This window comes from Corynebacterium sp. HMSC05H05 (genome assembly GCF_001807265.1).
GTDB lineage: Bacteria > Actinomycetota > Actinomycetes > Mycobacteriales > Mycobacteriaceae > Corynebacterium.
The window spans coordinates 38,273-62,584 of the sequence record NZ_KV788370.1 but is presented as its reverse complement, the minus strand read 5'-3'; the positions used below and the strand labels follow the sequence as shown (position 1 = coordinate 62,584).

Below are 24,312 nucleotides of genomic sequence, written 5' to 3'. Positions count from 1 at the left end.
AGAACCAGGCGTCACCGAACCAGTAACCGAACCCTTGCTGTAAAAGGCAGTGCCAGCTTGTCCCGACGCGTTGCCGAGACTTACTTGGCGGGGCTTGCCATCCCCATCCACTTTGACGTTTCCGTCCTTGTCCAACCCGACGGCCGAGATCAAGGCAGGGTCGGCTGAGAACCGCACAGATCCTTGCGGGTTCATGTCCTCAATCGGCCGATCCAGATAGAACGTGAATCCCCGCCCGTCCGAATCCGGCACACCAGTTCCGGTGAATTCTTCAGAATACTCTTCTGGTTTTCCCTGTTCGTTAGCGTAGCCGTAGCGGTACACGGCTGTTACGGGGAACGATTCTGTGACGGCGAACCGGCGGTCCTTGTACTCCCAAGGGTTGAGTTTGACTGCGAAAGTGTCAATGTTTTGACCTCCTTGATCGAGGTCAGAGAAAACTGAGTAGAACTCATCCCCCTTGTCATAACTGACCGACGCAGTCACCGGGGTCTTATTTGCAGCTTTTGCGTACTGCACTTCTCCAACCGGACCACCCCCAACAACGCTCGGCACGGTCAGCCCGGCCAGCGCCAGGGAGACGGACGTCATGCCGGCGATGACGGAGCGCTTACCGGAGTGGCGACGCGGGTTGCGGTCCGCGGAGGACATTGCGTTATAACGCCCAGGGTTCGAAGGGCCCTGGGCGGCAGCGTCCGAGTTGAACTCGAACGGGGAGGAAGCGTTCTTCAAGATGGCTCCAATGGTTGTTTTTGTAAATGGGAGAAATTCGAGGAAGAAGTACATAGAACACACTTCTCCCGCGGAACTGCGCACTAAACTACCAATTTGGACAGTCGCTTTCAAGGAAGCGCCAACATTAAAAACGCAGTTAATCAGGGCTTTTTCAGTTTTAAGGGGTTTTCTAAAGTTCCTAATAAACTGCCCTCAGGTGCCGCCGAAAACTGAGAGAAAAAGAAACGCCCCGAGCGACATGCTCGGGGCGTTGAAACGGTGGTGCGCCCGGAGGGATTCGAACCCCCAACCTTCTGATCCGTAGTCAGATGCTCTATCCGTTGAGCTACGGGCGCGTATTCAGTTCGTGTCGCGTGGACAACGAAGAAGAACATTACACCCAGGTGAACCCACCACCAAAACCGCAGGCCAAACCCGCAAACACTGTCCACCTACAAGCCAAGCACCGTCTTAGCAATCAGGAAGTAGATCACCAGACCGGTCGCGTCGCAGAAGGTGGAGATGAACGGGTTGGAGAACACGGCGGGGTCGGCGCCGACAGTCTTCGCCACGATCGGCATGAGCCCGCCGACGGTCGCGGACATCGTGCAGACACAAAATAGTGTGCTTCCTATCACAATGCCGATTTCTTGGCCGAAAACTACCCACGCGATGACCAATCCGAGCGCCCCGAGTACCGCCCCGAGCGTCGCCCCGACGCGGAATTCGCGCCACATCACTTTGAGGATGTCACCTTTGGTGACGTCGTCAAGCGCGAGTGCCCTTGTCACCGTTGTTGCCGCCTGGTTGCCGGTGTTGCCGCCGGTGCCGGTGAGCAGCGGGATGAACAGCGACAGCACGGTCACCTCTGCGAGCGTGCCTTCGAAGACGCCGAGAACCTGCACAGTCAGGATCGCGGAGAGCGCCAGCACCAGCAGCCATACGATGCGCGAGCGCACCAGCTTCAGCACCGGGGTGGACAGGTACGGCTGCTTCAGGGACTCGGCGCCGCCCTGGCGCGCGGAGTCCTCGCTGTCGGCGTGCTCGACAATGTCGGCAGCCTCGTCGTGAGTGAAGATACCAACCAGCCGGTTGCCGGCATCCACCACCGGAAACGCCAGCAGCCCCGAGGACAGCAGGCGTCGCGCGGCGTCCTCGGCATCGTCGCTGACCTGCACCGACGGGCGCTCGCGCATCACGTCGCCGACGCGCGCATCCTCCGGCGCTTTAAACAGGTCGCGCAGCCCCACCACCCCGCACAGCGTGCGCTCGGGGTCAACCACGGCGATGGTGTAGACGGTCTCAAAGCGGTCCGCATTCGCACGAAGCTTCTCGACGACCTCCCGCACCCCCTCACCCGGACCAACCGCCGCCACATTGGGGCTCATCGCGCGGCCGACCGAGCCCTTCTCGTAGCCGAGGATGAGGTTGGTGTCCGCACGCGCGTCCTCGTCCAAGTCGCCGAGGAACCGCTCCGCGATTTCCGCGGGCAGGTTGTCCAGCATGCGCACACGGTCCTCAGCGCCCAGCGCGCTGAACAGGCCGACGACGTCCTCGCTACCCAGCTCTTCAACAATCTCCGCCTGGTGGGCGGGATCCAGCGCGTCGAACGCCGCCGCTGCACGCTCCGGCGGCAGCAAGCGGATCAACACAGCACCGCGTTTCGACGGCTGCCGCTCCACCACGTGCACCACATCGTGCAACGGAATCCCCGCCAGCTCCTCATGGAGCCCGTCCAAGTCGCCGGAATCCAACCGGTGCCGGTTCAGCTGCTTTTCCAGGTGCGCGATCGCCGCCGCGTTGGCCGTAGTCACACGGCGAGCGTACCCAGGCTGAAAAATTTTGCGCGAGAAAGGACCGATTCTGGGCGGTTGTATGCAAAAATCTACGCGTGTTCTGCGATAGCTGTCACGTATCGCTGAATTTTCACTGAATACTCGTTGAGGAGCCACCATGGCAAAGTCCACCCGTTCCCGTCGCGTCACCATCGCGGCGGGCGCCCTGTCCCTTGCCCTCGTGGCACCGTTTGTCTCCCCGGTTACCGACGCTCCCACCGCCCAAGCTGTGGAGGCCTCCGCCTTTGACACCCGCTACACCACGGACAATTTCTGGAATGCGAACGAAGCCGTCGTGCAGGGCTTGGAGCTGGAACCGGGTGACAAGGTCGAGTCGACCCGAGGCACCGGTTTCCAGGTCCGCACGGCTGGCTGCGCGGTCGTCGTGGCCCGTCCGTGGTCCGCGTTGGGATTCCGCACCGGCAACCAAGACATCGCTGTGAAGGTGACCAAAGCTGACGGCAGCACCTTCAACACCACCCTCCGTGTAGACGTGGTGGACGAGGATGTCGCGGACAACACCTTTACCGAGCCGGACCAGTGCCCGACGCCGGAACCCACCACTACGCCTGAAACGGCACCAACCTCCGAAGACACCCCGGCGGAAGAGCCCACTACGACGTCGGCGACGGAGCCGACGTCGACAAGCAATGTCCCTGCAACCACCGCCTCCACCTTCAACGACCGCTTCCCCACCGCCAACTTCTGGAACCAGCAGGAAGCCGTGATTGAGGGGCTCGAACTGCAGCCGGGTGACCAGGTTGCTGCCACCACAAACACCATCTTCAACTGGAAGTTCCGCAACGACGATGGCGTGCTGACCTTGATCCGCCCGCAGTCTCCTACTGGTTTCAAGTCCGGCAACGTGGACATCCCCGTGCGCGTGACCCCGGCGAATGGCGAGGTGTTCACCACCACTCTGCGCGTCAACGTCATCGACGAACGCCCGGGCGCCGAGTGGGAAAGCCAGCTGGCCTCCCGCTACCCGGTGGACTTTGAGAAGTCCACGTCGGCGCAGCCCGTCGAGGGGATCACCCTGCCGGCAGGTGTCACCGTGTCCAAGACCGGAGCCGCCCTGCCGACTGGCTGGTCCGTCTCCAACGACGGCACCACCATCCGCGTCACCCCGCCGACCACGTTCAAGGAGGGCGACTTCGACCTTCCGATCGAGGTGAACGACGGCACTGACAAGTTCAAGGCCACTCTGAAGATCGCGGCCAAGAACCCGTCGAAGACACCCGCGGAGACCGCGGGCACTGTCGCCGGCATCCTCGGCCCAATCCTGGGCAGCCTGATCGGTGCGGGGACCGGCAGCGGTCTGCTTGGCAACATCATCGGCGGTCTCACCGGCGGCGGAAGCGACGGCGGCGAGGGCGGAACCGGCGGTGGCGGCGGCCGCTTGATCAACGTTGTGATCACCAACAACGCGAACCCGTCGAACATCGGCAACAACAACGGCAGCCCGAACGTGGTCATCACGAACAACGCCAACCCGAACGTGATCATCACCGACAACGTCAATCCGAACGTGGTCATCACCGACAACGTCAATCCGAACGTGGTCATCACCGACAACGTCAATCCGCGGGACAACCTGTCCAACAACGGCAACCCGTCCGTGGTGATCACGAACAATGCGAACCCGACCGTCGAAATCAAGGACAACCTGTCTAACAACGGCAACCCTGTGATCACGAACAACGCCAACCCATCCGTCGTGATCACCGGCAACGTGAACGACAACCTGCGCGACAACGGGTCCAACAACTCCGTCGTGGTCACGGGCAATGCAAATCCGGTCGTCACTGGCAACGCGAACCCTGTGGTCACGGGCAATGCGAACCCTGTGGTCACGGGCAACGCGAACCCGACCGTGGTCATCACCGGCAACGCCAACGACAACGGTTCCAACAACTCTGCCGTGGTCACCGGCAACGCGAACCCGGTCATCACCGACAATGCCAACAACAACGGGTCGAACAACTCTGCAGTGGTGACCAACAACGCCAACCCGACTGTGGTCATCACCGACAATGCGAACCCGTCGAACATCGGCAACAACAACGGGTCGAACAACAGCGTCGTCGCAACCGGAAACGCCAACCCGGAGGTGCTCGTCACCGGCAACGCCAACGGCGGCTTGTTCGGTTCTTCCCGCCGCGGCGGTCAGAACGGCGAGCCTGCCCAGGGCGACGAAGGCCAAGCTGAGAATGGCCGTTCCAGCATCCTGGACGCCAATGTTGGCGTCGAGGGCGGTTCTTCCGATCCGCGCTGCATCGCTTCCCTGGTGGCCCTGGGGCTGCCGTTGATCGCGATGATCCCGCTTTCCATGGCCGGCCAGATCGGCGTTCCGGGCCTGGGCAACACCGCTGTTCAGGCCGAGAAGGCCTTCGCTGACGCCGCCCGCCGATTCAACCTAGAGCCGGCGCAGCTCGCCGCTGTAGGTGGCGGCGCCCTCGGACTGGTGGCTGCTGTAGTCCTGGCAGCAGCGGTGCGCAACTGCGTGCCGAGCGTCCGCAGCATTGACCTTGCCGTTGGTGGCAGCAGCAACAAGCCGGCCGAGACCGTCGCGGCCCCGGTGGTGGACACCCAGAACTAGCGCGACCACACCTCAGCCCCGCCCACACCGGCGGGGCTTTTCTATTGGAGCCCCGACACATTGCGGCGGAATCTGTCAGAGCGCCCTCATACCCCCAGGTCGAGGCAAACGCCCGCCGTGATCTGTCAGGAACCGCTCCAGACCAACCCACCCAAACCCCCACAAACGCCGAAAACCCCGACGAGCAGGGGTTTCAGCACAAAAAGTGCGCCCGGAGGGATTCGAACCCCCAACCTTCTGATCCGTAGTCAGATGCTCTATCCGTTGAGCTACGGGCGCGGTGGCGGAGATGACAGGATTTGAACCTGCGGCCCCCGTCAAGGGGGCAACTCCTTAGCAGGGAGCCCCATTCGGCCACTCTGGCACATCTCCAGACCTTGCTCCACATTACTCGGTCCTCCCCGCGCGTCCAAATACACCCCGAAACGCACTGGGCGAAATCCGTATACTCGGCCGCATGAAAATCCACACCTGGCTCACCTCCGGCCTCGCCGCCCGCGATACCTCCAATGACCCGTCTGATTACCTAGTTTGGTTCCCGGCCAACCTGGATTCGCTCACCGTTGCCCCGCTGGTCGGCGAGAGCGCGTCCGTGCCGTTTTATTTCACCCCGAAGACCTCCGCGCTGGCCAAGTCGGCGGACGGCATCGTCCTCCTCGGTGTCCCCCTCGGCGATTTGGAGGGCTCGTGGCGCGCGGACAACCTCGACCGCTCCACTGAGTCCATTTCGGAGGTCGCGGGTCTGCTCGGCGAGAACTTCGCGTACCGCAACGACGGCGCCGCGGTGGTGCAGCTGCGCGGCGAGTTCCCGATTGAGAAGGTGCAGGTCGTCGCCGGCCAGAACCGTCCGGATACGAAGCGAGCAATGGATTTGCTTATCGACGTACCTTCGGACTTCCCCGGCACCCGCCAATTTCACACCATGCCAGAGCTTTTCCCGGACGAGATCGCCTAACCAACACCAGCAACAGAAAAACCGGCCAGATGGATAATCTGGCCGGTTTCCGTCGATTAGCTAACGGTTACGCCGCGTCCTTGCTGGAGGATCCGCCGATGGAGGTGAAGGCCTCACCCTTCTCGTTGGAGCACCAGTCGTAGAGCACGCCGCCAGCGGCGATCAGGCCGATGACGCCAGCGGCGACGGTGCCGAAGCGCTGGACGTTCGGGTCCTGGCCAAGCTCCGCGAGACGGCGGTTCGCCGCGTCGATCTGGCCACGCAGCTCAGCGAACTGGTCGTTGTCGCGACCACCACGGCCGCCCTGACCCCAGTCCGGGCTGCTGCGGCGCATAGCCTCCTGGAACTGGGCGTTAATCTGGTTGACCTGCTCGTTGATCGCGCCCATGTACGGACGGGCGATCTCGCCGCCGAACGCGCCCACGAGGGCAACCGGCACCAGGTACAGCAGCGGCGAACGCACGGCGTTGGCAACGCAGCGGTCCAAAGTCTCGGTGGACGAGCCCTCCTCCGGCTGCGGCTCCGGCTTCTCGGTCGGCGGGGTCGGCTCACCCGGCTTCGGCTTCTGCACGCCGAGGTCGAGGTCCAGGTATTCCTTGCCCTCTTCAACAGTGACCTTCTGGATCACGCGCTTCGGGTCAGTCGGCTTCCAGTCGCGCGGGCGGTACTCGATCTCGTAGTCGCCGGGCTCAACGTTGACCTTCCAGTTACCGTCCTCGTCGGTGACAGTGCGGGTGACCTCGTTGCCGTCCTTGTCCCGAACAATCACGGTGACGTCGGGCGCGCCCTCGGTCTCGTTCGGGTCTTCCTTGCCGTTGCCGTTGAGGTCGATCCAGACGCGGTCGCCGATGGTGCCCGGCTTCACCGGCTCGCAGTCGCACGTCACGTCGGTCTTCTTCAAACCCAGATCGTAAGAGTCGTTGTACTCGTTCGGCTTCACTGTCACCTTGGAGACCAACCCAGACTCATCCGAGCCCGGAATCTTGCCGGTGACCTCCCAGCCCTCAGGCTTAATAAAGCGGATGTCGTACTCAGCGTTCGGGTTCAGCCCCTCAATCTTCCAGTCACCGTTTTCGTCCGTAACCGCAGAACGCGTCGGCTCACCCTCACGGGACACCAACACCACAACGTTCTCGAGGCCTTTTTCGTTCTCACCCTGCTTGCCGTCGCCGTCCTCGTCGTTCCAGACACGGTCGCCGACAGAACCAGAAGGCAGAATGCCCAGGTCAACGTCATCACGCTTCTCGCCCGGCTTGATCGTGATCGTGCGCTCGACCTGCTCCTTGTCGCTCGGAGTGCGATCGCCCGGCTCGTAGCGAACGGTGTACTCGCCCGGCTCAACGTCAACCTTCCAGTTACCGTCCTCGTCGGTGACGGTACGAGTGACCTCGTTGCCATCCTTATCGACGATCACCACCGGCACGTTCGGAACACCAGTCTTCTCGTCCGGATCTTCCTTGCCGTCGCCGTTGGTGTCTTCCCAGACCTTGTCCCCGATGGTGCCGCGCTTCGGAGCCTCAACTGTCGTGTGAACCTCAACCGTGGTCGGAACTGGCTGCTTGACCGTAGTCGGTACCGGTTGTTTCACGGTCGTCGGAACTTCAACCGTGGTCAGAACCTCAACCGTGGTGGGCTCGCAGTCACATGGAGCTTCAGTTGTTGGCGTCGGCTCCTCCGTCGGTGTCGGCTCCTCCGTCGGCGTCGGCTCCGCAACCACAATATTCTTGGTAGCGGTTGCTTGATCGAATAGTGGCGAATTACGGCTCACTACACTGGCACTGAAAAGCTCTGCTGACGGGTCGAAGGTGCAGCGCTCAGAGGACACATACTGCTGAATTTGCAGGTGCGATCCCTCTGGGACCCACGCCTCACCTGCAAATGCATTCTCGTTGATCCGCCACTGATACCTTTTCAGCCAATTATGGTTCTCGAACCTTCCTTCGGAACGTTCTGGCTCCCCATCAGGCATCAAAGTGGCTACTGGAGAACCATCTTGACCGAAGACCTGGCCCGTCAGATCCTCACCGTTGGGCCCCGTTAGCTTGAACGACGCATCGCCGTAGAGTTGAAAATCAGAGTTCGTACCTAGCCAGAGATCCGCCATCCACGTGCCGTATTGACCGATATTGTCAAAAGAGACCTCGACCGTGCCCTTACGGACACATCGATCCTGCCCCGGTTCAAGCTCGTCAACACTCTGCATGGTGTAGTTGCCGAATTCCCAGTCTAGATCCGGACGAATATCGACCTCAGAGCCAACAGCTAACTGAAGTTCCGTTCCCGGTTCAACGTCCTGGGCTACCTTGACTGGCACTTCGAGGGTGAAACCCGGATTAGCCCCGAGCGGAAAGTCGCTAGCGGCAAACTCGATAGTCAGCTCGTTAATCTCTTCGTCAACACCAAATGTGTGGGGACGACGATTCTGCCCGTCGCCCCATCGGATATTGGATTCGACCGAGTCACCGAGGTCAATCTCCAACCTGTCGTCAACTTGGATCGAGAAAATCACAGCTGTCGCATCGGACTCTCCATACTTATTTTCTGCGGTTTTGGCGAAAGGAACCGACGAGCCAACTTTGATTGTGGCGGTGGTGGATTCACCCGCCCGAACCTCTGTGTCCGCCAGGTCCAAAGCAATGGACGCTTGCGGTTTCTTCCCCAGGTCGTCCCCGTGCTGGGTGGTGAGAGAGTCATCTTGGATGTAAGCCCCCGCGGTCTGCGGCACCGCCACACCGCCGATACCCAGCGCCACCGTGCTAACTACCGCGGCGACGCTACGCCACCAGCGGTTTTTCCTCGTATTTGATCGTCTATTCTCGCTCATCCCTGGCCTCCACTGTTGAGCGGCAACAAAACTGGTTGTGTCCCGGATAACCGGTATGCCAGGGAGGTTACCCCTTTACCAGACGTGCTGATCAGGCTCTTCCAATAAATTCACCGAGATTTAAGGAAGGGAGGGAAACCGGAAGGCGTCGTTAAGCAAAGGCCCCCGAAAAGATGTTGGCGGAGACGAGGGGATTTGAACCCCTGGAGGGATTAACCTCGCCGGTTTTCAAGACCGGTGCATTCGGCCGCTCTGCCACGTCTCCAACTCGAAGCAGTCTAACGTAGCCTTGCCGCATGAAAGCAATCAATGATGAGCTCATGCTTTACGACGCCCAAAGGCCCACCCCGCAAGACGGCGAAGTCCTGGTCAAGGTCGTCGCCGCCGGCGTGAACCGCGGCGACCTGATGCAGGCCGCCGGGAAGTACCCGCCGCCGAAGGGCGAGTCCGAGATCATGGGGCTGGAGTGCGCGGGTGTGATCGTGGATCCGGGCACGACTGGCCGCAAGGAGGGCGAGGAGGTCGGCTGCCTGCTCGCCGGCGGCGGCTACGCAGAATACGTGGCGGTGCCGGAGGGCCAGCTCACGCCGATCCCTTCGGGCTTGACCGTGGAGGAGACCGCCGGCGTGGTCGAGGTGGCGTGCACGGTGTGGTCGAACCTGGGCATGGTCGCCGGGATTGCTGAGGGCGACAAAGTGCTCATCCACGGCGGCGCGGGCGGCATCGGCTCCTTTGCCATCCAGATGTGCAAGGCGCTCGGCTGCGAGGTGGCGGTGACCGCCGGAAGCCAAGAGAAGCTCGAGTACTGCCGGGAGCTCGGCGCGGACATCCTGATCAACTACAAAGAGCAGGACTTCGCCGAGGAGCTGCCCGGGTGGGCGGACGCCATCCTGGACGTGGTTGGCGGGCCGTACCTGGAGCAGAACATCAAGACGCTGAACACGGACGGGCACCTCATCGTCATCGCGGTGCAGGGCGGGCCGAAGGGCACGTTGTCTTTGGGCCGGATGATGCCGCGGCGCCTGTCCGTCACCGCGACCACCCTGCGTGCGCGCCCCCGGCCGATGAAGGCGGCGATTGTTTCCTCCACGGTGGAAAATGTGTGGCCGCTGATCGAGTCGGGCAAGATCGCCCCGAACATCTCCGCGCGCTTCCCGCTCGCAGACGCCAAGCAGGCCCACGAGCACCTGGATTCCGGCGACAACACCGGGAAAATCTTGCTGGTTCTCTAGTGACGCGCCAGCGTCACTAGGCCAGCGACGCCACCGTCCGCACCAGCTGCTCGATGTCGTTTTGGGTGTTGAACGGCGACATGGCAATGGTCACGGCGCCGCCCATGTCGGCGACGCCCATGTCGTCGAGAAGCGGTGTGGCGCACGTCTGGGTGGCCACGATGCCGTTGGCCAACAGGCGGCGCAGCACGGTTTCGGACGGCACGCCGGTCACGCCGAACGCCAGGCGCGGAATGCGCTCGACGCGCGCGTCCTCGGCCGCCTCGCCGCTGACGCCGACGATGTGCACGGCGGGCAGGGTGCCCAAAAACGTGTGCAGGTCATCCCTCAGGCCGTTGAGGTAGGCGGTGGTCGCGTCCAGGGAGTACTTCAGGCGGTTGCGGCGGGTCGCACGGCCGGTGTACCCCTCGACCAGGGAGGCGTAGTGGTCCACCACCGCCGGCACCGCGCCCGCCAGCCCCTGGGAAACCTCCAGGTCCAGCGCCTCCATGTCCAAGCGCTTGAACATCGCGGAGTCGCGGAAGATCAGCGCGGCGATGTCCGGCCCGCCCAGCTGGGCGATGTCCACCGCGGCCACGTCCGCGCCCCAGGCCTCGAGGTCTACGGGGCGGTAGGGGGCGTACGCAGTGGCGTCCACAAGCACCCACGCCCTCGACTTCGCGCGCACAGCCTCCGCGATGTCGGCCACCCGCACCACGTTGCCCAGCTCCGCGTGCGCCGCCGGCACAGACACCAGGCGGGTGGAGCCGTCCGCGATCTCGCTGTACTGCCACGCCGGCAGGTCGCCGGTAGCCAGGTCCGCCTGCGCCCACACCTCATCCAACCCGGCGCGCTGCAGCCGCTTGGTCAACTGCGGGCGATCCAGAGGGTTCAGCACGATCGACGAGTTCCGCCGCAGCATCGGTTTCATCGCGTTGACCAGCGCCGAGTACAGCGCAGGCACGCTGGGGCCCAGCACCACCTGGTCCGCCGCCACACCCGTCAGGTCCGCGATGGCCACCCGCGCCGCCTCCGGGTACTGCACGCCCTCCGGCTGGCCCAGCGCCTCCTTGGAGTGCGACCCCAGCACCGGCTCCGGCGGCGGCACCAACGCCGCGCTGCGGAAACTTCTCGAGACCGCCGTGGCCACCTTCTCCGGCACCTGCGGCTGCGTGTGGGCGTTCAGGTACGTCCAGCCGCTACCGAGCGATGTGTAGAGTCCACGCACTCCCCACACGTCATACGCCACGGCCGACCTCCCTTCAGGCAAGAATGCCCCAATTATGCACGCCCGTCCGACACGGCGCACACCGCCAGCTCGGGTGCGCAAATACCGTGCACTAGGGTGATCTGCGTGCACAACGAAGAACAGCTGCGCCAAGACGTCGCCCGCATGACCAGCCCTCCGGGCGGAGACACGCCGCCGTCGAAGTCCAAGACCTTCCGGCGCGCGTTCGACGACCTCATCCGCGGCTGGGGGCAGCACGAGCTCTGGCTGCAACTGGGATGGCAGGACATTAAACAGCGGTATAAGAGGTCCACCCTCGGCCCGCTGTGGATCACCATCGCCACCGGCGTGATGTCGCTGGCGCTGGGCCTGCTCTACTCCATGCTGTTCCAAATCGACGTCGCGGAGTTCCTCCCGCACGTCACCGTCGGCTTCATCGTCTGGGGTTTCCTCTCCGGCTGCATCAAGGACGGCGCGAACGTCTTCATCGAAAACGAAGGCCTGATCAAACAGCTCCCATCTGCACTGTCGGTCCACGTGTACCGCCTGGTGTGGCGCCAGCTGCTGTTTTTGGCGCACAACATGGTGATCTGGCTGCTGCTGGTGCTAATCTTCCGCATCCCGCTGACCCTGCACACCCTGCTGTTCATCCCCGGCCTGGCACTGCTTGTGGTCAACGGCGTGTGGGTGGCCATGTTCTTCGGCATGGTGGCCACCCGCTTCCGCGACGTCGCCCCGCTACTGGAAGCGCTGGTGCAGCTGCTCTTCTACGTCACCCCGATCGTCTGGACCACCCGCACCCTCAAGGACCAGGGTGGCGAGGTCGCGCAGCGCGCCATGCTCGCCGAGGTCAACCCCCTCTACCACTACCTCGAGATCGTGCGCGCCCCGCTTATCGACGAACCGTTGGCCACCTACCACTGGGGCATCGTCCTCGCGTGCACCGTCGCCGGCGTCCTGATCACCCTGCTTGCCATGAAGCGCTGGCGCTTCCGCGTGCCGTACTGGGTTTAGGAGTTTAGGAGTTTCACATGGTTTCCATCGACACCTACAACGCCTGCGTCGACTTCCCCATCTTCGACGCGAAGTCCCGTTCCCTGAAGAAGGCCGTGATGTCGTCCGCCGGCGGCAAGATCGGCCAGAACGCCTCCAACACCGTGGTTGTGGAGGCGCTGCGCGACATCAACCTCCACCTTAGGGAGGGCGACCGCGTCGGCCTGGTCGGCCACAACGGCGCAGGTAAATCAACCCTGCTGCGCTTGCTGTCGGGCATCTACGAGCCCACCCGCGGCGTCGCCGACGTGCGCGGCCGCGTCGCCCCCGTCTTCGACCTGGGCGTGGGCATGGACCCGGAGATCTCCGGCTACGAAAACATCATCATCCGCGGCCTGTTCCTGGGCCAGACCCGCAAGCAGATGAAAGCGAAGATGGACGAGATCGCCGAGTTTTCCGAGCTCGGCGACTACCTCAACATGCCCCTTCGCACCTACTCCACCGGCATGCGCGTCAGGTTGGCACTCGGCGTGGTCACCTCCATCGAGCCGGAGATCCTGCTGCTCGACGAGGGCATCGGCGCCGTCGACGCCGCCTTCATGGCTAAAGCCCGCGTGAGGCTCGCCGAGATGGTGGAGCGCTCCGGCATCCTGGTCTTCGCCTCCCACTCCAACGACTTCTTGGCACAGCTCTGCAACACCGCCCTGTGGGTGGACAAGGGCGAAATCCGAGAGGCCGGCCTGGTCGCCGACGTCGTGGGCGCCTACGAGGGCCCCGAGACCGGCGAGTACGTCGCAGAGCTGGTGGAGCGCTTCCACGGCGAAGCTGACGTCGAGAAGCCCTAGCCCCTCCCGACACATCGCGGCCGAATCTGTCAGACCGGACCCAAACCCCCAGTTCGGCACAAACGCCCGCCGTAAATTGTCAGGACTGGAGCTTGCGGATCAGCGCCACGAGCTTCTCCACAAACTTGTGCAACGACGCCGAGGTGAAGCGCAGCACCCGCCACCCGCAAATAGTGAGGTCGGAGTTGATCTCAGCGTCTTTGTGCCACTGCTTCGCCTCGCCGTGGTGGGCGCCGTCGTACATGATGCCGATCCCGAGCTCCGGGATGGCCAGGTCAAACGTGGTCACGATCTTGCCACCGTCCCGGACAACGACTTGCTCTTCCAGCCGCAGCCCGAACTCGTCGCACACCATCTGGGCGAGCAGGCGCATTTCGGTCTCCTTCGGCGAGTCCGCCAGTTTGCTCGACTTCGCAAGCGCGCGGGTGAGCCACCGCTGGCACACCGTCCCTGAGCTCGCCTTCAGGATCTCCATCGGGTCAATGCCCAGGTGGCGCCGCACACAGTCAATGAGAGTGATCGCTTCCACAAGGTCCATGCTGTGCCCGGCGAAGGTGGCGCCATTGCTTGGCGACGACCTCCGGATCTCCCTCAACACCTGCGCCGTCGCCGCCGCAGGGCTGGCCACCTGCAGCTCATGCCCGTAATGTCGGACCTGCCAAACATGCTCGGGTTTGCACCCCCGGCGCACGATCGACGGCTTGGAGATATTGCCGTGTGAGTTGCGTTCCGCGGATGGATCCATGAGCACAGTGTCCTTGCCCTCCACCCGGTACCTGAGCCCGTACAGCGCAAGCGCGCCATGGGCGAGGACCACGGTGGAAGGTTTCTCTATGCCAAAAGCCGCGGCACGATACGCGGCGGGGACTTGGTAGATCACTCCCCGCGGGTGGTTTCGCGCGTCCGCCCGGGCTAGCTCGTAGGATCTCTGTTCCCGCGCGAGCATGTGGAATCGCGCGCTTACCTGCATCGTTTGCATCCGCTGGGGCAGGTTCCCGGCGGGGAGCAAACTGTTCTCTGGACCGACATTCATCCCGTCATACAAATTCGCCATGCCTACTTAGACGTGAAGAGTGCGCGTTTGGATCCCTCGGGCACAATAAAAGGCATGACTGCGTTGAATCCGAACGGCACGACCGCCGCCGTGATTGTCACCCACCGCCGCGTTGACCTGCTGAAACACTCGCTTGAGCAGGTGGTCAACCAGACGCATCCGGTGGATTGGGTGATTGTGGTGGACAACGGGGCGCAACACGAGGTGCAGGAGCTTCTCGGCGACCTCGCGGCCGACCGCGCCGTCTACCTCCCCTCCCACACCAACCTGGGTGGGGCGGGCGGGTTCGCCTACGGATTCCTGCACGCACTCGCGCTGGGCGCGGACGCGATCTGGTGCGCGGACGACGACGGCCGGCCGAAAGACGAGCACGTGCTCAAAGAGCTCTACCGGGTCGCAGAAAAGCACCAGCTTGCGGAGGTCTCCCCGGTGGTGGCCAACATCGACGACCCGGAGAAGCTCGCGTTCCCACTAAGACAGGGCACGACCTGGCACCGTCGCGTCGATGAGCTCGAAGGCGACTTCCTGCCCCAGTACGCGAGCCTGTTCAATGGCGCGCTGATCTCGGCAAAGGCTATGGAGCGCATCGGCGTGCCGGATTACCGCCTGTTCATCCGGGGCGACGAGGTGGAGTACCACCGTCGTCTGGCACAATCCGGCCTGAACTACGGCACGGCGCTGACCACGTTCTACCTGCACCCGGACGGCTCGGGCGAGTTCCACCCGATCATGGGCGGCCGGGCCCACGCCCAATTCCCCGACAACCCCACTAAGCGGTATTTCACGTACCGGAACCGCGGCTACATCATTAACCAGCGCGGCATGAAGAAGATGCAGCTGCAGGAGGTGGTCCGCTTCGGGTGGTTCTTCCTGCTGGAGAAGAAGGACCCGAAGGGCTTCTACCAGTGGCTGAAGCTACTTCGGCGGGGAGCCAAAGAGGACTTTAGGCGGCCATAGTCTTCTTGGCTTCGCGGAAGATCAAGTGCCGCTGCAGCTCAAAATTGACCACGGTGGCCACGCCCTGGGCGATGACAAACGACACGACGTTCTTCCACGGGTTGACCAGGCCTAGCGAGGTCAGCGGCGAGTCCGTCACACGCCACAGCACCATCTGCACCGCGAACGTCACGGCATAGAGCACGAAGACTGCCCCGGCCTTCTTCGCGTTGATCTTGGATTGGAACGAGAACTTGGAGTTGAGCACATAGGCGGCGACGGTGCCGAAAACCCAGCCCACGGCCTTGGCAAAGTCGCGCTGCACCCCCATGAATTCGTCGAGGCTGTGGGTGATGCCGAAGTCGATGACTGCGCAGCCCACGCCGACCAAGAGGAAGGGCACGAGCTGCCGTTTCAGGGTAGAAGTTTCCGCCACGGGCGAATACCCTACCCGCGCATGAGCTGACGGTAGATATCCAACATCTCCGCCGCGCTCCGTTCGCCGCCGATTTCATCCAGCGACGCGAGCGACTCGGCGCACAGCCCCCGGATCTCCCCAATCCCCAACTCCTCATGCCCCAACGAGGCGAAGATGCTCTCCGCGATCTGCGCGGTCTCCCCGCCAGCGCAGCAGGCCAGCGCGAACACCAGGGACCAAAAAGCATCCCTCTCCTTGCGCCCAGACTCCACCGGCAGCGCCTCGATCCGCTCCCCCGCGCCCACATCCAGCGCCTGCAGCAGCGGCACAAAGTCGTGCCCGCGCGCCCGCGCCATGAACTCGCGCACTTCCGCGCGCAGCCCCGGCACCTCGACCTCCCCCATCAGCCGCGCGTTGACTTCCCCGATGTCGAACCCATGCGGCCCGAACGAGCCGGAGCCTGCCACGCACACGGACGGCGGCGTGGACTCGTCGCGCGGGTACACGCCCGCCAGCTGCATCTCAAAAGACCACAACCCATGGGAGAAGTGGGTGGATTCGCCGGGGGACTTTAGGACGTCGCAAAGCAAACGCTCCTGGGGCACATCCGCACCCACCTCCTCGACGCCGAATACCTCCCCCACGATCTCGCAGCAGTCCGCGATGGTCGCGTCCTCGTCGATGCCCACCCACCGGTACACCACCTCATCCGACACCAGGCCAACGCGCACAAGCAGCGTCGCACCAGCCCGGCGCTCGGCGAGGCGGATCACCGGCGCGAGGTGGTCTGAACGGTAAAGGGTGCTGGACATGGCGCCCAATATAGGCTTTCTTTCCATGAGGAAGCATTACAAAGGCGACGACCCCAACGCCATCCACGAGGCAGCACAGCGTATCGACGCCCCGCTGTCCGACTTCATGGTCCGCCTCATGGCGGAAGAATTGCCCTTTGTGGACTCCAAAGGCCGCACCCGGATCTACGAGATCCTGCGCGAGCACAAGGAAGCCGGCAAACCTGTGATTTCCAGCCAAGAAGAGCTCCCCGCGGAGATTCGTAGCATCATGGATCTGTGATTCCGGCGTAGGGTTATGGGCATGGAACTGACAACCCAATCCCTCTACGGCTGGGGCCGTACCGCCCCCTCTACCGCACAGGTGTTGTCCACCGCCGACGTTGACACCATCGCCCAGGCAGTCAAGCAGGTGGCCGACGAAAACTCCGAGCTTCCAGAGCACAAACGGCGCGGTGTCATCGCCCGCGGCATGGGCCGCTCCTACGGCGACCCCGCCCAAAACGGCGGCGGCCTCGTCGTGGACATGACTCCGCTGAACCGCATCCACTCCATCGACCCGGACACCGGCATCGTCGACGTGGACGCAGGCGTGACCCTGGACCAGCTGATGAAGGCCGCGCTGCCCTACGGCCTGTGGGTCCCGGTGCTGCCCGGCACCCGCCAGGTCACCATCGGCGGCGCCATCGGCCCGGACATCCACGGCAAGAACCACCACTCCGCGGGCTCCTTCGGCGACCACGTCCTCTCCATGGAACTGCTGGTCGCCGACGGCCGCGTGCTGCACCTGGAGCCCACCGGAGAGACGGCCGAGCTGTTCTGGGCCACCGTCGGCGGCATGGGCCTGACCGGCATCATCCTGCGCGCCCGCATCCAGATGACGTTCACGGAAACCGCCTACTTCATCGCAGACACCGACCGCACAGACACGCTGGACGAGACGATCGCGCTGCACTCCGACGGCTCCGAGGTGAACTACACCTACTCCTCGGCCTGGTTCGACGCCATCTCCGCGCCGCCGAAGACCGGCCGCTCCACCATCTCCCGCGGCTCGTTGGCCACCCTGGACCAGCTCAAGGAGCTCGCGCCGAAGCTGGCCAAGGACCCGCTGAAGTTCAACGCCCCGCAGCTGATGACGGTGCCGGACATCTTCCCGTCCTGGACCATGAACAAACTGTCGCTGATGGCCATCGGCGAGGCGTACTACTTCATGGGCAAGCCCGCGCGTAACCAGGTGCTCAACCTCACGCAGTTCTACCAGCCGCTGGATCTCATCGGCGAGTGGAACCGCGGCTACGGCAAGGCCGGCTTCCTGCAGTACCAGTTCGTCGTGCCCACCGACGCCGTCGAGCCGTTCAAGGACATCATCTACGACATCCAGTCTTCCGGCCACTACACCGCCCTGAACGTGTTCAAGCTGTTCGGCGAGGGCAACCAGGCGCCGCTGTCCTACCCGATGAAGGGCTGGAACGTGTGCGTGGACTTCCCGATTAGGGATGGCCTGAACGAGTTCCTGGACCGCCTGGACGACCAGGTCATGCAGTTCGGCGGCCGTCTCTACCTGGCCAAGGAGTCCCGCACCTCCGCGGAGAAGTTCCACGCCATGTACCCGGGGATGGCCGGCTGGCTGAAGACCCGCCGCGACATCGACCCGACCGGCGTGTTCGCGTCCGACATGTCCCGCCGACTTGAGCTGAACTAAGGAGAACCGACCATGTTGAATGCAGTAGGCCAAGCCCAGCACATCCTGCTCCTCGGCGGCACCAGCGAGATCGGCCTCGCCATCGTCGCCGAGCTAGCCTCCCGCGGCGGCAACCCCACCGTCACCCTGTGCGCGCGCAAGGACTCCCCGCGTATCGACGGCGCGATCTCGGCCGTCCAACAAGCCGGCGCAGGCCACGTGCGCCTCGTGGACTTCGACGCCCTCGACTTCACTTCCCACCCGGCGGTGCTCGACGCCGCGTTTGAGGACGGCGACGTCGACGTTGCCGTGGTCGCCTTCGGCACCCTCGGCGACCAGGAGCAGCTCTGGCAGGACCAGGCAGCGGCAGTGGCGTCCGCGCAGACGAACTTCACCGCCCCGATGTCCGTGGGCGTGCTTCTGGGCCAGCACATGAAACGTCAGGGCCACGGCACGATCATCGCCCTGTCCTCCGTTGCGGGCCAGCGCGTGCGCCGCTCCAACTTCGTCTACGGCGCCTCCAAGGCCGGCATCGACGGGTTCTACCTGCAGCTCGGCGAGGCGCTCAAGGACGACGGCGTGAAGGTCACCGTGGTCCGCCCCGGCCAAGTGCGCACCAAGATGACCGACGGCCTCGACGAGGCCCCGCTCACCGTGAACAAGGAAGACGTCGCCGAGGCAGCCGTCGACGCCGCCCTGGCCGGCAAGTCCTCCGTGTTCGTGCACAAACTCTTCGGCCCGATCTCCCTGGTGCTGAAGGCCATTCCGGCGCCGATCATGAGCAAGCTCAACTTCTAGTTCTGCCCGCATAATTCAGCCACGATCCGTCACCGCTGACGGATCGCGGCTGAATTTGTCAGACGGGCCCTATTTCCCCAGGACCCTGACATTTTCCGGCGTAATGTGTCAGGACTACCTAGTCCTTGGCGCGGCCCATGCCCAGCAGCACCTGCTCGCGGAGCCGGCCGGTCCCCACCACCGCCAAAACACAACCAACCAGCGCGACGGCGACGAGGGCGCCGAACAGGGCCACCTTGTCGAGCACGTTGACGTAAACCATGACCATGCCGAATCCCATCAGGCTACCCATGCCGAACCCCAGCAGGGCCACCACGAGCATGGGAATCCCAACTTCACGCACGGCCACCTTGGTGTGAAAGGCGGCGGGCGCTCCAATGAAGTAGAGCGATTTGGTCAGTTGCTTCTGCTCCACCACGGAAAGTGCCTGGGTGAGCAGGGTGGACGCGACCAGGAGGACTGCCGCGAAGACGGCGGTGATGACCACGCCGGAGGGGATATCCCCTGTGATCATCTTCAGGGCGGGCTGGTCGTCGATCTCCGGTACCGCGGAGATCCAGGCGCCGACGCCTCCGATGAATGCCACGAAGTACAGGGCGGTGACGCGCTTCCAGGTGGTTTTCGCGCCCCGGCCGACCCGGCGCGTGGCCACGTAGTTCGCGGCCCCGGGCACCCGGTAGCTCACGCGAGCGAGGAGTTGGATCACGCCGACGGCGATCAGTGCGTTGACGGTGAGAATGCCACCGGCTACAACCAGCAAGGCGCCGAATTCCAACGCGTCTGCCTGCGGAGCGATGGTCAGGGAGCTTAGGTAGCGGTACAGCACCACCGCGCCAACGAGCGAGAGCACCAGCGTGATCAAGTTTTGGCCCTTTGGTGGGATTTTCTTGGTGACGCCGAGTGGGGTGACGGCGACTCGTCGCAAGGCAAGCCACACTGAGCACGCGGCCAGCACCAGCACGACGATCCAGGCGATGGGGATGACCCACCAGGTGAGCATCTCCCAGGCGCCGACGGGTTTGTCCTGGAAAGTCAGCAACGACCACGCGGGACTCGTGACCACGTAGAGCACTGAGCCAATCACGAGCCCGACAAGCGCCTGGCGCAGGGACTCCAAGATCATCATTCCGCGCACCTCGCCGGCGGTCGCGCCGATGAGGCGTAGCGCTGCCAGGTGTTCTTCGCGCCCGCCGAGGTTCGCCCGCGCAGCTTGGGTGAGCAGCCCCAACAGGCTTGGCACGAGGAGCACACACGCGAACAGCGCGAGGAAGATATACGCGATGGAAATGGGGCCGCCCATCGACTCCTCGATTTCCACGAGCGCCTCGTGCGGGTGTAGGTCGCGGGCGAGGAACATCCAGGTGCCGCCCATGAGCGTGCACAGCATCCAGGTCGCCACGGTCACGGCGACCAGCGACAGGGCACGGACCCAGCGTTCGCCGATCTGCCGTTGCGAGCGCCCTTCGCTTGTCGACGACACCGCCGAGCGCATCAACGTCATTGCACTCATCGCGCCACCTCCGAGTGGATCAGGCCGTCGCGGATTTCGACGCGGCGGCTGCACCAGTCGGCGATCTTCGGGTCGTGCGTGACCAGCACGAGGGTGACGCCGAACTTCTGCGCGATTGCCACGATCTGCTGCATGACCTCGTGCCCGGTGGCTTGGTCCAGGGCGGCGGTGGGTTCGTCGGCAAACACCACCGACGGCGGCCCGGCCAAGGCGCGGGCGATGGCCACGCGCTGCACCTGGCCGCCGGAGAGTTGCCCTGGGTACCGGTCCACAAAGGCCCCCAAGCCCAACCGGGTGAGCATGTCGATGGCCTCGGCGTGTGCCTCCGCACGCGGCACCCCGCGCATGATCTGTGGCAGGGCGACGTTTTCGGTGGCGGTCAGCTCCGGCAGCAGCTGGCCGTCTTGGAAGATGAAGCCAAAGTTCTCGAGGCGCAGGCGCGAGCGTTCCGCGTCGTTCATGGCCGACACGTCCTGGCCGTTGAAGCGCACCTGGCCGTCGTCGGGCACGAGCACGCCGGACATGCAGTGCAGCAGGGTCGATTTGCCGGAGCCAGAGGGCCCCATGATCGCGACGGATTCGCCGCCGCCAACCGTCAGGCTGATGCCTTCGAGGACCCGTTGTTGGGTGAAGGACTTCGTGATGTCGTTGAGTTCAAGCATGGTGTCTATTCCACAGGTGGTCGTCGATAAGCACTATGGCCCTGGCTCCCGAATATGGGTAGTGCTAGCTCTACCTGGCTACGCTCGGGGCCATGCGGCGACATAAACACGAGGAGCGCGCGGCCGCCAAAATCCACCAGTTGACGGTTTCGCGGCGCAGGATCGCGGAGGCGTACGAGGTGGAGCGGCTGCGCATCGAGCGCGACCTGCACGACGGCGCGCAGCAATATTTTGTGGCTGCCGCGATGAAGTTGGGCGAGGCAAGGTTGGACATTGCATCGCAGCTTCTCGACGACGCCGCCCGCGACCTCCACAACGGCCTCGACGCCCTGCGCCGCACCGTAAGGGGCATCCACCCGCGAGAGCTGTCGGACCACGGGCTGGTTGCCGCGATCGAGACCGCCGCCGCACAGCACGGCCCGCATGTCACGGTCCGCGCGCCGCACGAGCTGCCGCGTATCGACGCCTCCGTCACCGCCGCCGCCTACTTCTTCACCACCGAAGCCTTAACCAACGCCGCAAAGCACGCACCACATGCACCGGTGAGCGTGCTGGTCACCTGCGACCACACTCTGAATGTTTCCGTCACCGACCAGGGCGGCGGCAACGCACGCATCACCCCCGGCGGCGGGCTCGACGGGATGCAGGAACGAATCGCAGCGTTCGGCGGTGAGATGGAGCTGCACTCGCCGGATGGTGGGCCGACCACCGTCACCGCCCGTATTCCGTTGCTGTTGTTCCGGGGAGAAAGTGGGATTGCGCCATGAGGATTGTTATCGCGGACGACTCCGCACTGCTGCGGGAAGGCGTTGCCGGCCTGCTCACCCGGCGCGGCCACGAGGTTGTGGCGCAGGTGGATAGTGCGGATCGGGTGCAGGGGGTCGTCGATACGCATGCGCCCGACCTGGTGATCACGGACGTGCGCATGCCGCCGAACATGCGCGACGACGGCCTTCAAGCAGCACTGGAGCTGCGCCAACGGGGCCCAGTCAACGTGCTGGTGCTGTCGCAGTACGTCGCGCCCGCCTACGCCAGGGAATTGTTCTCCGGCGGCGACGGCGGCACCGGCTACCTGCTGAAAGACCGCGTCGCGGAGGTGAAAGACTTCATCCAGGCGTGCGAAACCGTGGCGTCCGGCGGCGTGGTCATCGACCCGGACGTGGCCAGCGCGCTCATGGCCGCGAGCTCGCGCTGGCTAACCACGCTCACCTCGCGCGAGATGGAAGTGCTCGAACACATGGCGGAGGGCCTGTCCAACGCGCAGATCTCCGAGCAGCTCTACCTCTCCGGCGCTGCGGTGGCGAAGCACGTCTCCAGCATCTTCTCCAAGCTCGGCCTCACCCCCGACGAGGACAACCGGCGCGTACGCGCGATCCTGATGTACCTGGCAGAACGTGGAGTTGGGTAGCGTATGCGAAACTGTTACGTATGACTACCGCTTACCACCCCGACGAGCAGTCGGTTGGGCAAACCGCTGCCCGGACTGTCGCGGCCGGGCTCGCCGGCGGCGTGATCGCCCTGGCCGCCTGGTTCGTGCTGCACAAGATCTCGCTGCCGGCGTTTAACACGTCGATGGTGACCAGGTCTTTGGCTACCGCCGCGTCCTTCGTCTGCATCGGCGTCGGCGTCGTTCTGGCTGTGCTGTGGACGAAGGGCAAGAAGCCCTGGATTTCCTCGGCCGTGATGTCGTTGGTGCCGGCGGGGCTGGTGGTGTCGTCAATCGGCATCCCGCTGGGCGCGACCCGGCTGTACCTGGACGGCATCCAGGTGGACCAGGGCTTCCGCACCCAGTTCCTGTCGCGCATGACGGAGAACCTCGGCCACGCGGACATGGCGTACAAAGACCTGCCCACCTTCTACCCCATGGGCTGGTTCTGGCTCGGAGGCCGCACCGCCAACGTGCTGGGCATGCAGGGTTGGGAGGTGTACCAGCCGTTCGCGATCGCCACGTTGGCGGCGGCCGCGGCGATGCTCACCCCGGTGTGGCGCAGGCTCACGGGCTCGCTGCCCACCGCGCTCGCCATCGCCACGGTGACCACGGCGGTTGTGCTCACTGAGGTGCCGGAGGAGCCGTATGCGGCGGTAGTGGCCATGTTCGTGCCGGCGGCGGCCGTGATGTCGTACCGCGCGGTCAACGGCTCGTGGGCGTCCACCATCGCGCTGGCTGTCTACCTGGGCATTTCCGCCAGCTTCTACACCCTGTTCACCGCGATTGCGGCGCTGACCATGGTGGTGCTGGCCGTCATCCACACCTTTACTAAGCACTCGGTCCGGCCGCTGGTGCACCTGCTGGTCACCGGCGTGGGCTCGCTGGCCATCGCCGCGATTTCCTGGGGCCCGTACGTCTGGCGGGTGATCACCGGCGACGAGCAGCTGGAGTCCACCGCGAACCACTTCCTGCCCATCGAGGGCACGTACTTCCCGCTGCCGTTTTTGTCGTTCTCGCTGATCGGCCTGCTTTCCATGATCGGCTTGATCTACCTGATTTACAGGATTAAGGAGCCGGAGTTGGCGGCCCTTGGTGCGTCGATAGGCGTGTGCTACCTGTGGGCCCTGGCCTCGATGGCGATCACCCTGCTGGGCACCTCCCTGCTGGGCTTCCGCCTGGAGGTGCTGATTGTGGCGCTGTTTGCCACCCTCGGTGTGATTGCGATCTCCGAGTTCGGGCTGAACAAGTACACCACCGCCGTCGCCGCGATCCTGGCGGTGGGTGCGCTGCAGATGGTGCAGAACATCCCGGTGGAAAACGAGGACTACATCGATCAGGCGTATGCCGACACCGACGGCAACGGCGAGCGCGCGGACCGCTTCCCGCCGGACGCGGGCCGCTACTACCAGGAGATGGCCGACTTCATCGAGGCCCACGGCCACATGAAGAACGACGCGGTGATCTACACCGACGAGATCAACTTCATGGCCTTCCAGCCCTTCTACGCGTTTAACGCCTACACCAGCCACTACGCCAACCCGCTGGGCGAGTTCGAGCACCGCAACGACGAGTTGAAGCAGTGGGCGGAGCTCTCCTACGAGGATCCGGAGAAGTTCACCGAGGCGGTGGACAATTCGCAGTGGGAGCCGCCGGTCGCGTTCGTGTTCCGCGACAACGGCAAGGACGGGTTGAAGACCCACATTGCGCACGACATTTACCCGAGCCAGCCGAACGTGCGATACGAAGGCCTGTTCTTCAACCCAGACGCATTCGAGCAGGACTGGGACCTCAAGCAGTTCGGCCCGTTCGCTGTGGCGGTGAGGAAGTAA

21 protein-coding genes and 4 tRNA genes are annotated in these 24,312 nt (G+C 64.0%); 12 read left to right on the top strand and 13 right to left on the bottom strand.

Annotated features, from left to right (window positions below):
- From HMPREF3151_RS01325 to mgtE, 3 genes are all read right to left on the bottom strand, one after another.
- Nucleotides 1-786 (bottom strand): hypothetical protein (locus HMPREF3151_RS01325; protein ID WP_141741261.1); only part of this gene is annotated, 786 nt, incomplete at its 3' end.
- Nucleotides 787-994: 208 nt separating this feature from the next.
- Nucleotides 995-1,070: transfer RNA gene (locus HMPREF3151_RS01320), tRNA-Arg, on the bottom strand.
- A 96-nt stretch (nt 1,071-1,166) separates the two neighbouring features.
- Nucleotides 1,167-2,528: a magnesium transporter gene (mgtE, locus tag HMPREF3151_RS01315; RefSeq protein ID WP_070472530.1), complete on the bottom strand. Its 1,362-nt coding sequence runs from the start codon at nt 2,526-2,528 to the stop codon at nt 1,167-1,169.
- A gap of 139 nt (nt 2,529-2,667) precedes the next feature.
- Between mgtE and HMPREF3151_RS01310 the strand changes: the two genes are divergently transcribed.
- The gene (locus HMPREF3151_RS01310) at nt 2,668-5,148 is read left to right on the top strand and encodes a hypothetical protein (protein ID WP_070472526.1); all 2,481 of its coding nucleotides are present in this window, start codon (nt 2,668-2,670) and stop codon (nt 5,146-5,148) included.
- 206 nt (nt 5,149-5,354) lie between these two features.
- On the opposite strand, the gene HMPREF3151_RS01305 is transcribed toward HMPREF3151_RS01310, so the two are convergent.
- Together HMPREF3151_RS01305 and HMPREF3151_RS01300 are read right to left on the bottom strand one after the other, a co-directional pair.
- Nucleotides 5,355-5,427: transfer RNA gene (locus HMPREF3151_RS01305), tRNA-Arg, on the bottom strand.
- A gap of 2 nt (nt 5,428-5,429) precedes the next feature.
- Nucleotides 5,430-5,520 (bottom strand) — tRNA-Ser (locus HMPREF3151_RS01300).
- A gap of 85 nt (nt 5,521-5,605) precedes the next feature.
- Here HMPREF3151_RS01300 and HMPREF3151_RS01295 point away from each other — a divergent pair.
- Nucleotides 5,606-6,103, top strand: coding sequence for a hypothetical protein (locus HMPREF3151_RS01295; protein WP_070472523.1), 498 nt, complete (start codon nt 5,606-5,608; stop codon nt 6,101-6,103).
- Between the two features lie 67 nt (nt 6,104-6,170).
- On the opposite strand, the gene HMPREF3151_RS11950 is transcribed toward HMPREF3151_RS01295, so the two are convergent.
- Together HMPREF3151_RS11950 and HMPREF3151_RS01285 are read right to left on the bottom strand one after the other, a co-directional pair.
- A complete protein-coding gene (locus HMPREF3151_RS11950; protein ID WP_070472520.1) occupies nt 6,171-7,691 on the bottom strand; it encodes an SdrD B-like domain-containing protein in 1,521 nt (506 codons plus the stop codon).
- A gap of 1,413 nt (nt 7,692-9,104) precedes the next feature.
- Nucleotides 9,105-9,192 (bottom strand) — tRNA-Ser (locus tag HMPREF3151_RS01285).
- A gap of 31 nt (nt 9,193-9,223) precedes the next feature.
- On the opposite strand from HMPREF3151_RS01285, the gene HMPREF3151_RS01280 reads away from it, so the two are divergent.
- Nucleotides 9,224-10,159: an NAD(P)H-quinone oxidoreductase gene (locus HMPREF3151_RS01280; RefSeq protein WP_070472517.1), complete on the top strand. Its 936-nt coding sequence runs from the start codon at nt 9,224-9,226 to the stop codon at nt 10,157-10,159.
- A 16-nt stretch (nt 10,160-10,175) separates the two neighbouring features.
- Here the strand turns inward: HMPREF3151_RS01280 and HMPREF3151_RS01275 are convergent, their stop codons facing one another.
- The gene (locus HMPREF3151_RS01275; protein WP_070472514.1) at nt 10,176-11,387 is read right to left on the bottom strand and encodes an aminotransferase class V-fold PLP-dependent enzyme; all 1,212 of its coding nucleotides are present in this window, start codon (nt 11,385-11,387) and stop codon (nt 10,176-10,178) included.
- Between the two features lie 144 nt (nt 11,388-11,531).
- On the opposite strand from HMPREF3151_RS01275, the gene HMPREF3151_RS01270 reads away from it, so the two are divergent.
- Both HMPREF3151_RS01270 and HMPREF3151_RS01265 read left to right on the top strand, forming a co-directional pair.
- On the top strand, nt 11,532-12,380 hold the full coding sequence (locus HMPREF3151_RS01270; RefSeq protein WP_070472547.1) for a galactan export ABC transporter permease subunit Wzm/RfbD: 849 nt from the start codon (nt 11,532-11,534) through the stop codon (nt 12,378-12,380).
- A 17-nt stretch (nt 12,381-12,397) separates the two neighbouring features.
- Nucleotides 12,398-13,204: a galactan export ABC transporter ATP-binding subunit Wzt/RfbE gene (locus HMPREF3151_RS01265; RefSeq protein WP_070472511.1), complete on the top strand. Its 807-nt coding sequence runs from the start codon at nt 12,398-12,400 to the stop codon at nt 13,202-13,204.
- A 79-nt stretch (nt 13,205-13,283) separates the two neighbouring features.
- On the opposite strand, the gene HMPREF3151_RS01260 is transcribed toward HMPREF3151_RS01265, so the two are convergent.
- Nucleotides 13,284-14,021 carry an endonuclease domain-containing protein gene (locus HMPREF3151_RS01260; protein WP_141741260.1) on the bottom strand — a complete coding sequence of 246 codons (738 nt, stop codon included), beginning with the start codon at nt 14,019-14,021 and terminating at the stop codon, nt 13,284-13,286.
- A 291-nt stretch (nt 14,022-14,312) separates the two neighbouring features.
- On the opposite strand from HMPREF3151_RS01260, the gene HMPREF3151_RS01255 reads away from it, so the two are divergent.
- A complete protein-coding gene (locus HMPREF3151_RS01255; RefSeq protein ID WP_070472504.1) occupies nt 14,313-15,215 on the top strand; it encodes a galactofuranosyltransferase GlfT1 in 903 nt (300 codons plus the stop codon).
- On the opposite strand, the gene HMPREF3151_RS01250 is transcribed toward HMPREF3151_RS01255, so the two are convergent.
- Together HMPREF3151_RS01250 and HMPREF3151_RS11945 are read right to left on the bottom strand one after the other, a co-directional pair.
- Nucleotides 15,202-15,630, bottom strand: a complete 429-nt coding sequence (locus HMPREF3151_RS01250; RefSeq protein ID WP_246815166.1) for a GtrA family protein — start codon at nt 15,628-15,630, stop codon at nt 15,202-15,204. The genes HMPREF3151_RS01255 and HMPREF3151_RS01250 overlap by 14 nt on opposite strands.
- 11 nt (nt 15,631-15,641) lie before the next feature.
- On the bottom strand, nt 15,642-16,424 hold the full coding sequence (locus HMPREF3151_RS11945; protein WP_070472501.1) for a hypothetical protein: 783 nt from the start codon (nt 16,422-16,424) through the stop codon (nt 15,642-15,644).
- A gap of 25 nt (nt 16,425-16,449) precedes the next feature.
- On the opposite strand from HMPREF3151_RS11945, the gene HMPREF3151_RS01240 reads away from it, so the two are divergent.
- The 3 genes from HMPREF3151_RS01240 to HMPREF3151_RS01230 are packed head-to-tail and all read left to right on the top strand — an operon-like array spanning nt 16,450 to nt 18,882.
- A complete protein-coding gene (locus tag HMPREF3151_RS01240; RefSeq protein ID WP_070472498.1) occupies nt 16,450-16,686 on the top strand; it encodes a hypothetical protein in 237 nt (78 codons plus the stop codon).
- 21 nt (nt 16,687-16,707) lie between these two features.
- The gene (locus HMPREF3151_RS01235) at nt 16,708-18,105 is read left to right on the top strand and encodes a decaprenylphosphoryl-beta-D-ribose oxidase (protein WP_371335871.1); all 1,398 of its coding nucleotides are present in this window, start codon (nt 16,708-16,710) and stop codon (nt 18,103-18,105) included.
- Between the two features lie 12 nt (nt 18,106-18,117).
- Nucleotides 18,118-18,882, top strand: coding sequence for a decaprenylphospho-beta-D-erythro-pentofuranosid-2-ulose 2-reductase (locus HMPREF3151_RS01230; protein ID WP_070472491.1), 765 nt, complete (start codon nt 18,118-18,120; stop codon nt 18,880-18,882).
- A gap of 118 nt (nt 18,883-19,000) precedes the next feature.
- On the opposite strand, the gene HMPREF3151_RS01225 is transcribed toward HMPREF3151_RS01230, so the two are convergent.
- Nucleotides 19,001-20,392 (bottom strand): FtsX-like permease family protein, encoded by a 1,392-nt coding sequence (locus HMPREF3151_RS01225; RefSeq protein WP_083290108.1) that lies wholly within the window; start codon nt 20,390-20,392, stop codon nt 19,001-19,003.
- Entirely contained in the window at nt 20,389-21,054 is a 666-nt protein-coding gene (locus HMPREF3151_RS01220) for an ABC transporter ATP-binding protein (RefSeq protein ID WP_070472485.1), read from the bottom strand. Before HMPREF3151_RS01220 ends, HMPREF3151_RS01225 begins: the two co-directional genes overlap by 4 nt.
- A 92-nt stretch (nt 21,055-21,146) precedes the next feature.
- Between HMPREF3151_RS01220 and HMPREF3151_RS01215 the strand changes: the two genes are divergently transcribed.
- From HMPREF3151_RS01215 to HMPREF3151_RS01205, 3 genes are read left to right on the top strand one after another with little or no spacing between them, the layout of a single operon-like run.
- Nucleotides 21,147-21,821 carry a sensor histidine kinase gene (locus HMPREF3151_RS01215; RefSeq protein WP_070472482.1) on the top strand — a complete coding sequence of 225 codons (675 nt, stop codon included), beginning with the start codon at nt 21,147-21,149 and terminating at the stop codon, nt 21,819-21,821.
- Entirely contained in the window at nt 21,818-22,462 is a 645-nt protein-coding gene (locus HMPREF3151_RS01210; RefSeq protein WP_070472479.1) for a response regulator transcription factor, read from the top strand. Before HMPREF3151_RS01215 ends, HMPREF3151_RS01210 begins: the two co-directional genes overlap by 4 nt.
- A 20-nt stretch (nt 22,463-22,482) precedes the next feature.
- Nucleotides 22,483-24,312 carry an arabinofuranosyltransferase gene (locus HMPREF3151_RS01205; RefSeq protein WP_070472476.1) on the top strand — a complete coding sequence of 610 codons (1,830 nt, stop codon included), beginning with the start codon at nt 22,483-22,485 and terminating at the stop codon, nt 24,310-24,312.

Excerpts from the sequence above, each read along its gene's own strand:
- HMPREF3151_RS01310 (WP_070472526.1), top strand. The coding sequence starts at position 2,668 with ATGGCAAAGTCCACCCGTTCCCGTCGCGTCACCATCGCGGCGGGCGCC.
- HMPREF3151_RS01295 (WP_070472523.1), top strand. The coding sequence starts at position 5,606 with ATGAAAATCCACACCTGGCTCACCTCCGGCCTCGCCGCCCGCGATACC.
- HMPREF3151_RS01280 (WP_070472517.1), top strand. The coding sequence starts at position 9,224 with ATGAAAGCAATCAATGATGAGCTCATGCTTTACGACGCCCAAAGGCCC.
- HMPREF3151_RS01270 (WP_070472547.1), top strand. The coding sequence starts at position 11,532 with ATGACCAGCCCTCCGGGCGGAGACACGCCGCCGTCGAAGTCCAAGACC.
- HMPREF3151_RS01265 (WP_070472511.1), top strand. The coding sequence starts at position 12,398 with ATGGTTTCCATCGACACCTACAACGCCTGCGTCGACTTCCCCATCTTC.
- HMPREF3151_RS01255 (WP_070472504.1), top strand. The coding sequence starts at position 14,313 with ATGACTGCGTTGAATCCGAACGGCACGACCGCCGCCGTGATTGTCACC.
- HMPREF3151_RS11945 (WP_070472501.1), bottom strand. The coding sequence starts at position 16,424 with ATGTCCAGCACCCTTTACCGTTCAGACCACCTCGCGCCGGTGATCCGC.
- HMPREF3151_RS01240 (WP_070472498.1), top strand. The coding sequence starts at position 16,450 with ATGAGGAAGCATTACAAAGGCGACGACCCCAACGCCATCCACGAGGCA.
- HMPREF3151_RS01235 (WP_371335871.1), top strand. The coding sequence starts at position 16,708 with ATGGAACTGACAACCCAATCCCTCTACGGCTGGGGCCGTACCGCCCCC.
- HMPREF3151_RS01230 (WP_070472491.1), top strand. The coding sequence starts at position 18,118 with ATGTTGAATGCAGTAGGCCAAGCCCAGCACATCCTGCTCCTCGGCGGC.
- HMPREF3151_RS01225 (WP_083290108.1), bottom strand. The coding sequence starts at position 20,392 with ATGAGTGCAATGACGTTGATGCGCTCGGCGGTGTCGTCGACAAGCGAA.
- HMPREF3151_RS01220 (WP_070472485.1), bottom strand. The coding sequence starts at position 21,054 with ATGCTTGAACTCAACGACATCACGAAGTCCTTCACCCAACAACGGGTC.
- HMPREF3151_RS01215 (WP_070472482.1), top strand. The coding sequence starts at position 21,147 with ATGCGGCGACATAAACACGAGGAGCGCGCGGCCGCCAAAATCCACCAG.
- HMPREF3151_RS01210 (WP_070472479.1), top strand. The coding sequence starts at position 21,818 with ATGAGGATTGTTATCGCGGACGACTCCGCACTGCTGCGGGAAGGCGTT.
- HMPREF3151_RS01205 (WP_070472476.1), top strand. The coding sequence starts at position 22,483 with ATGACTACCGCTTACCACCCCGACGAGCAGTCGGTTGGGCAAACCGCT.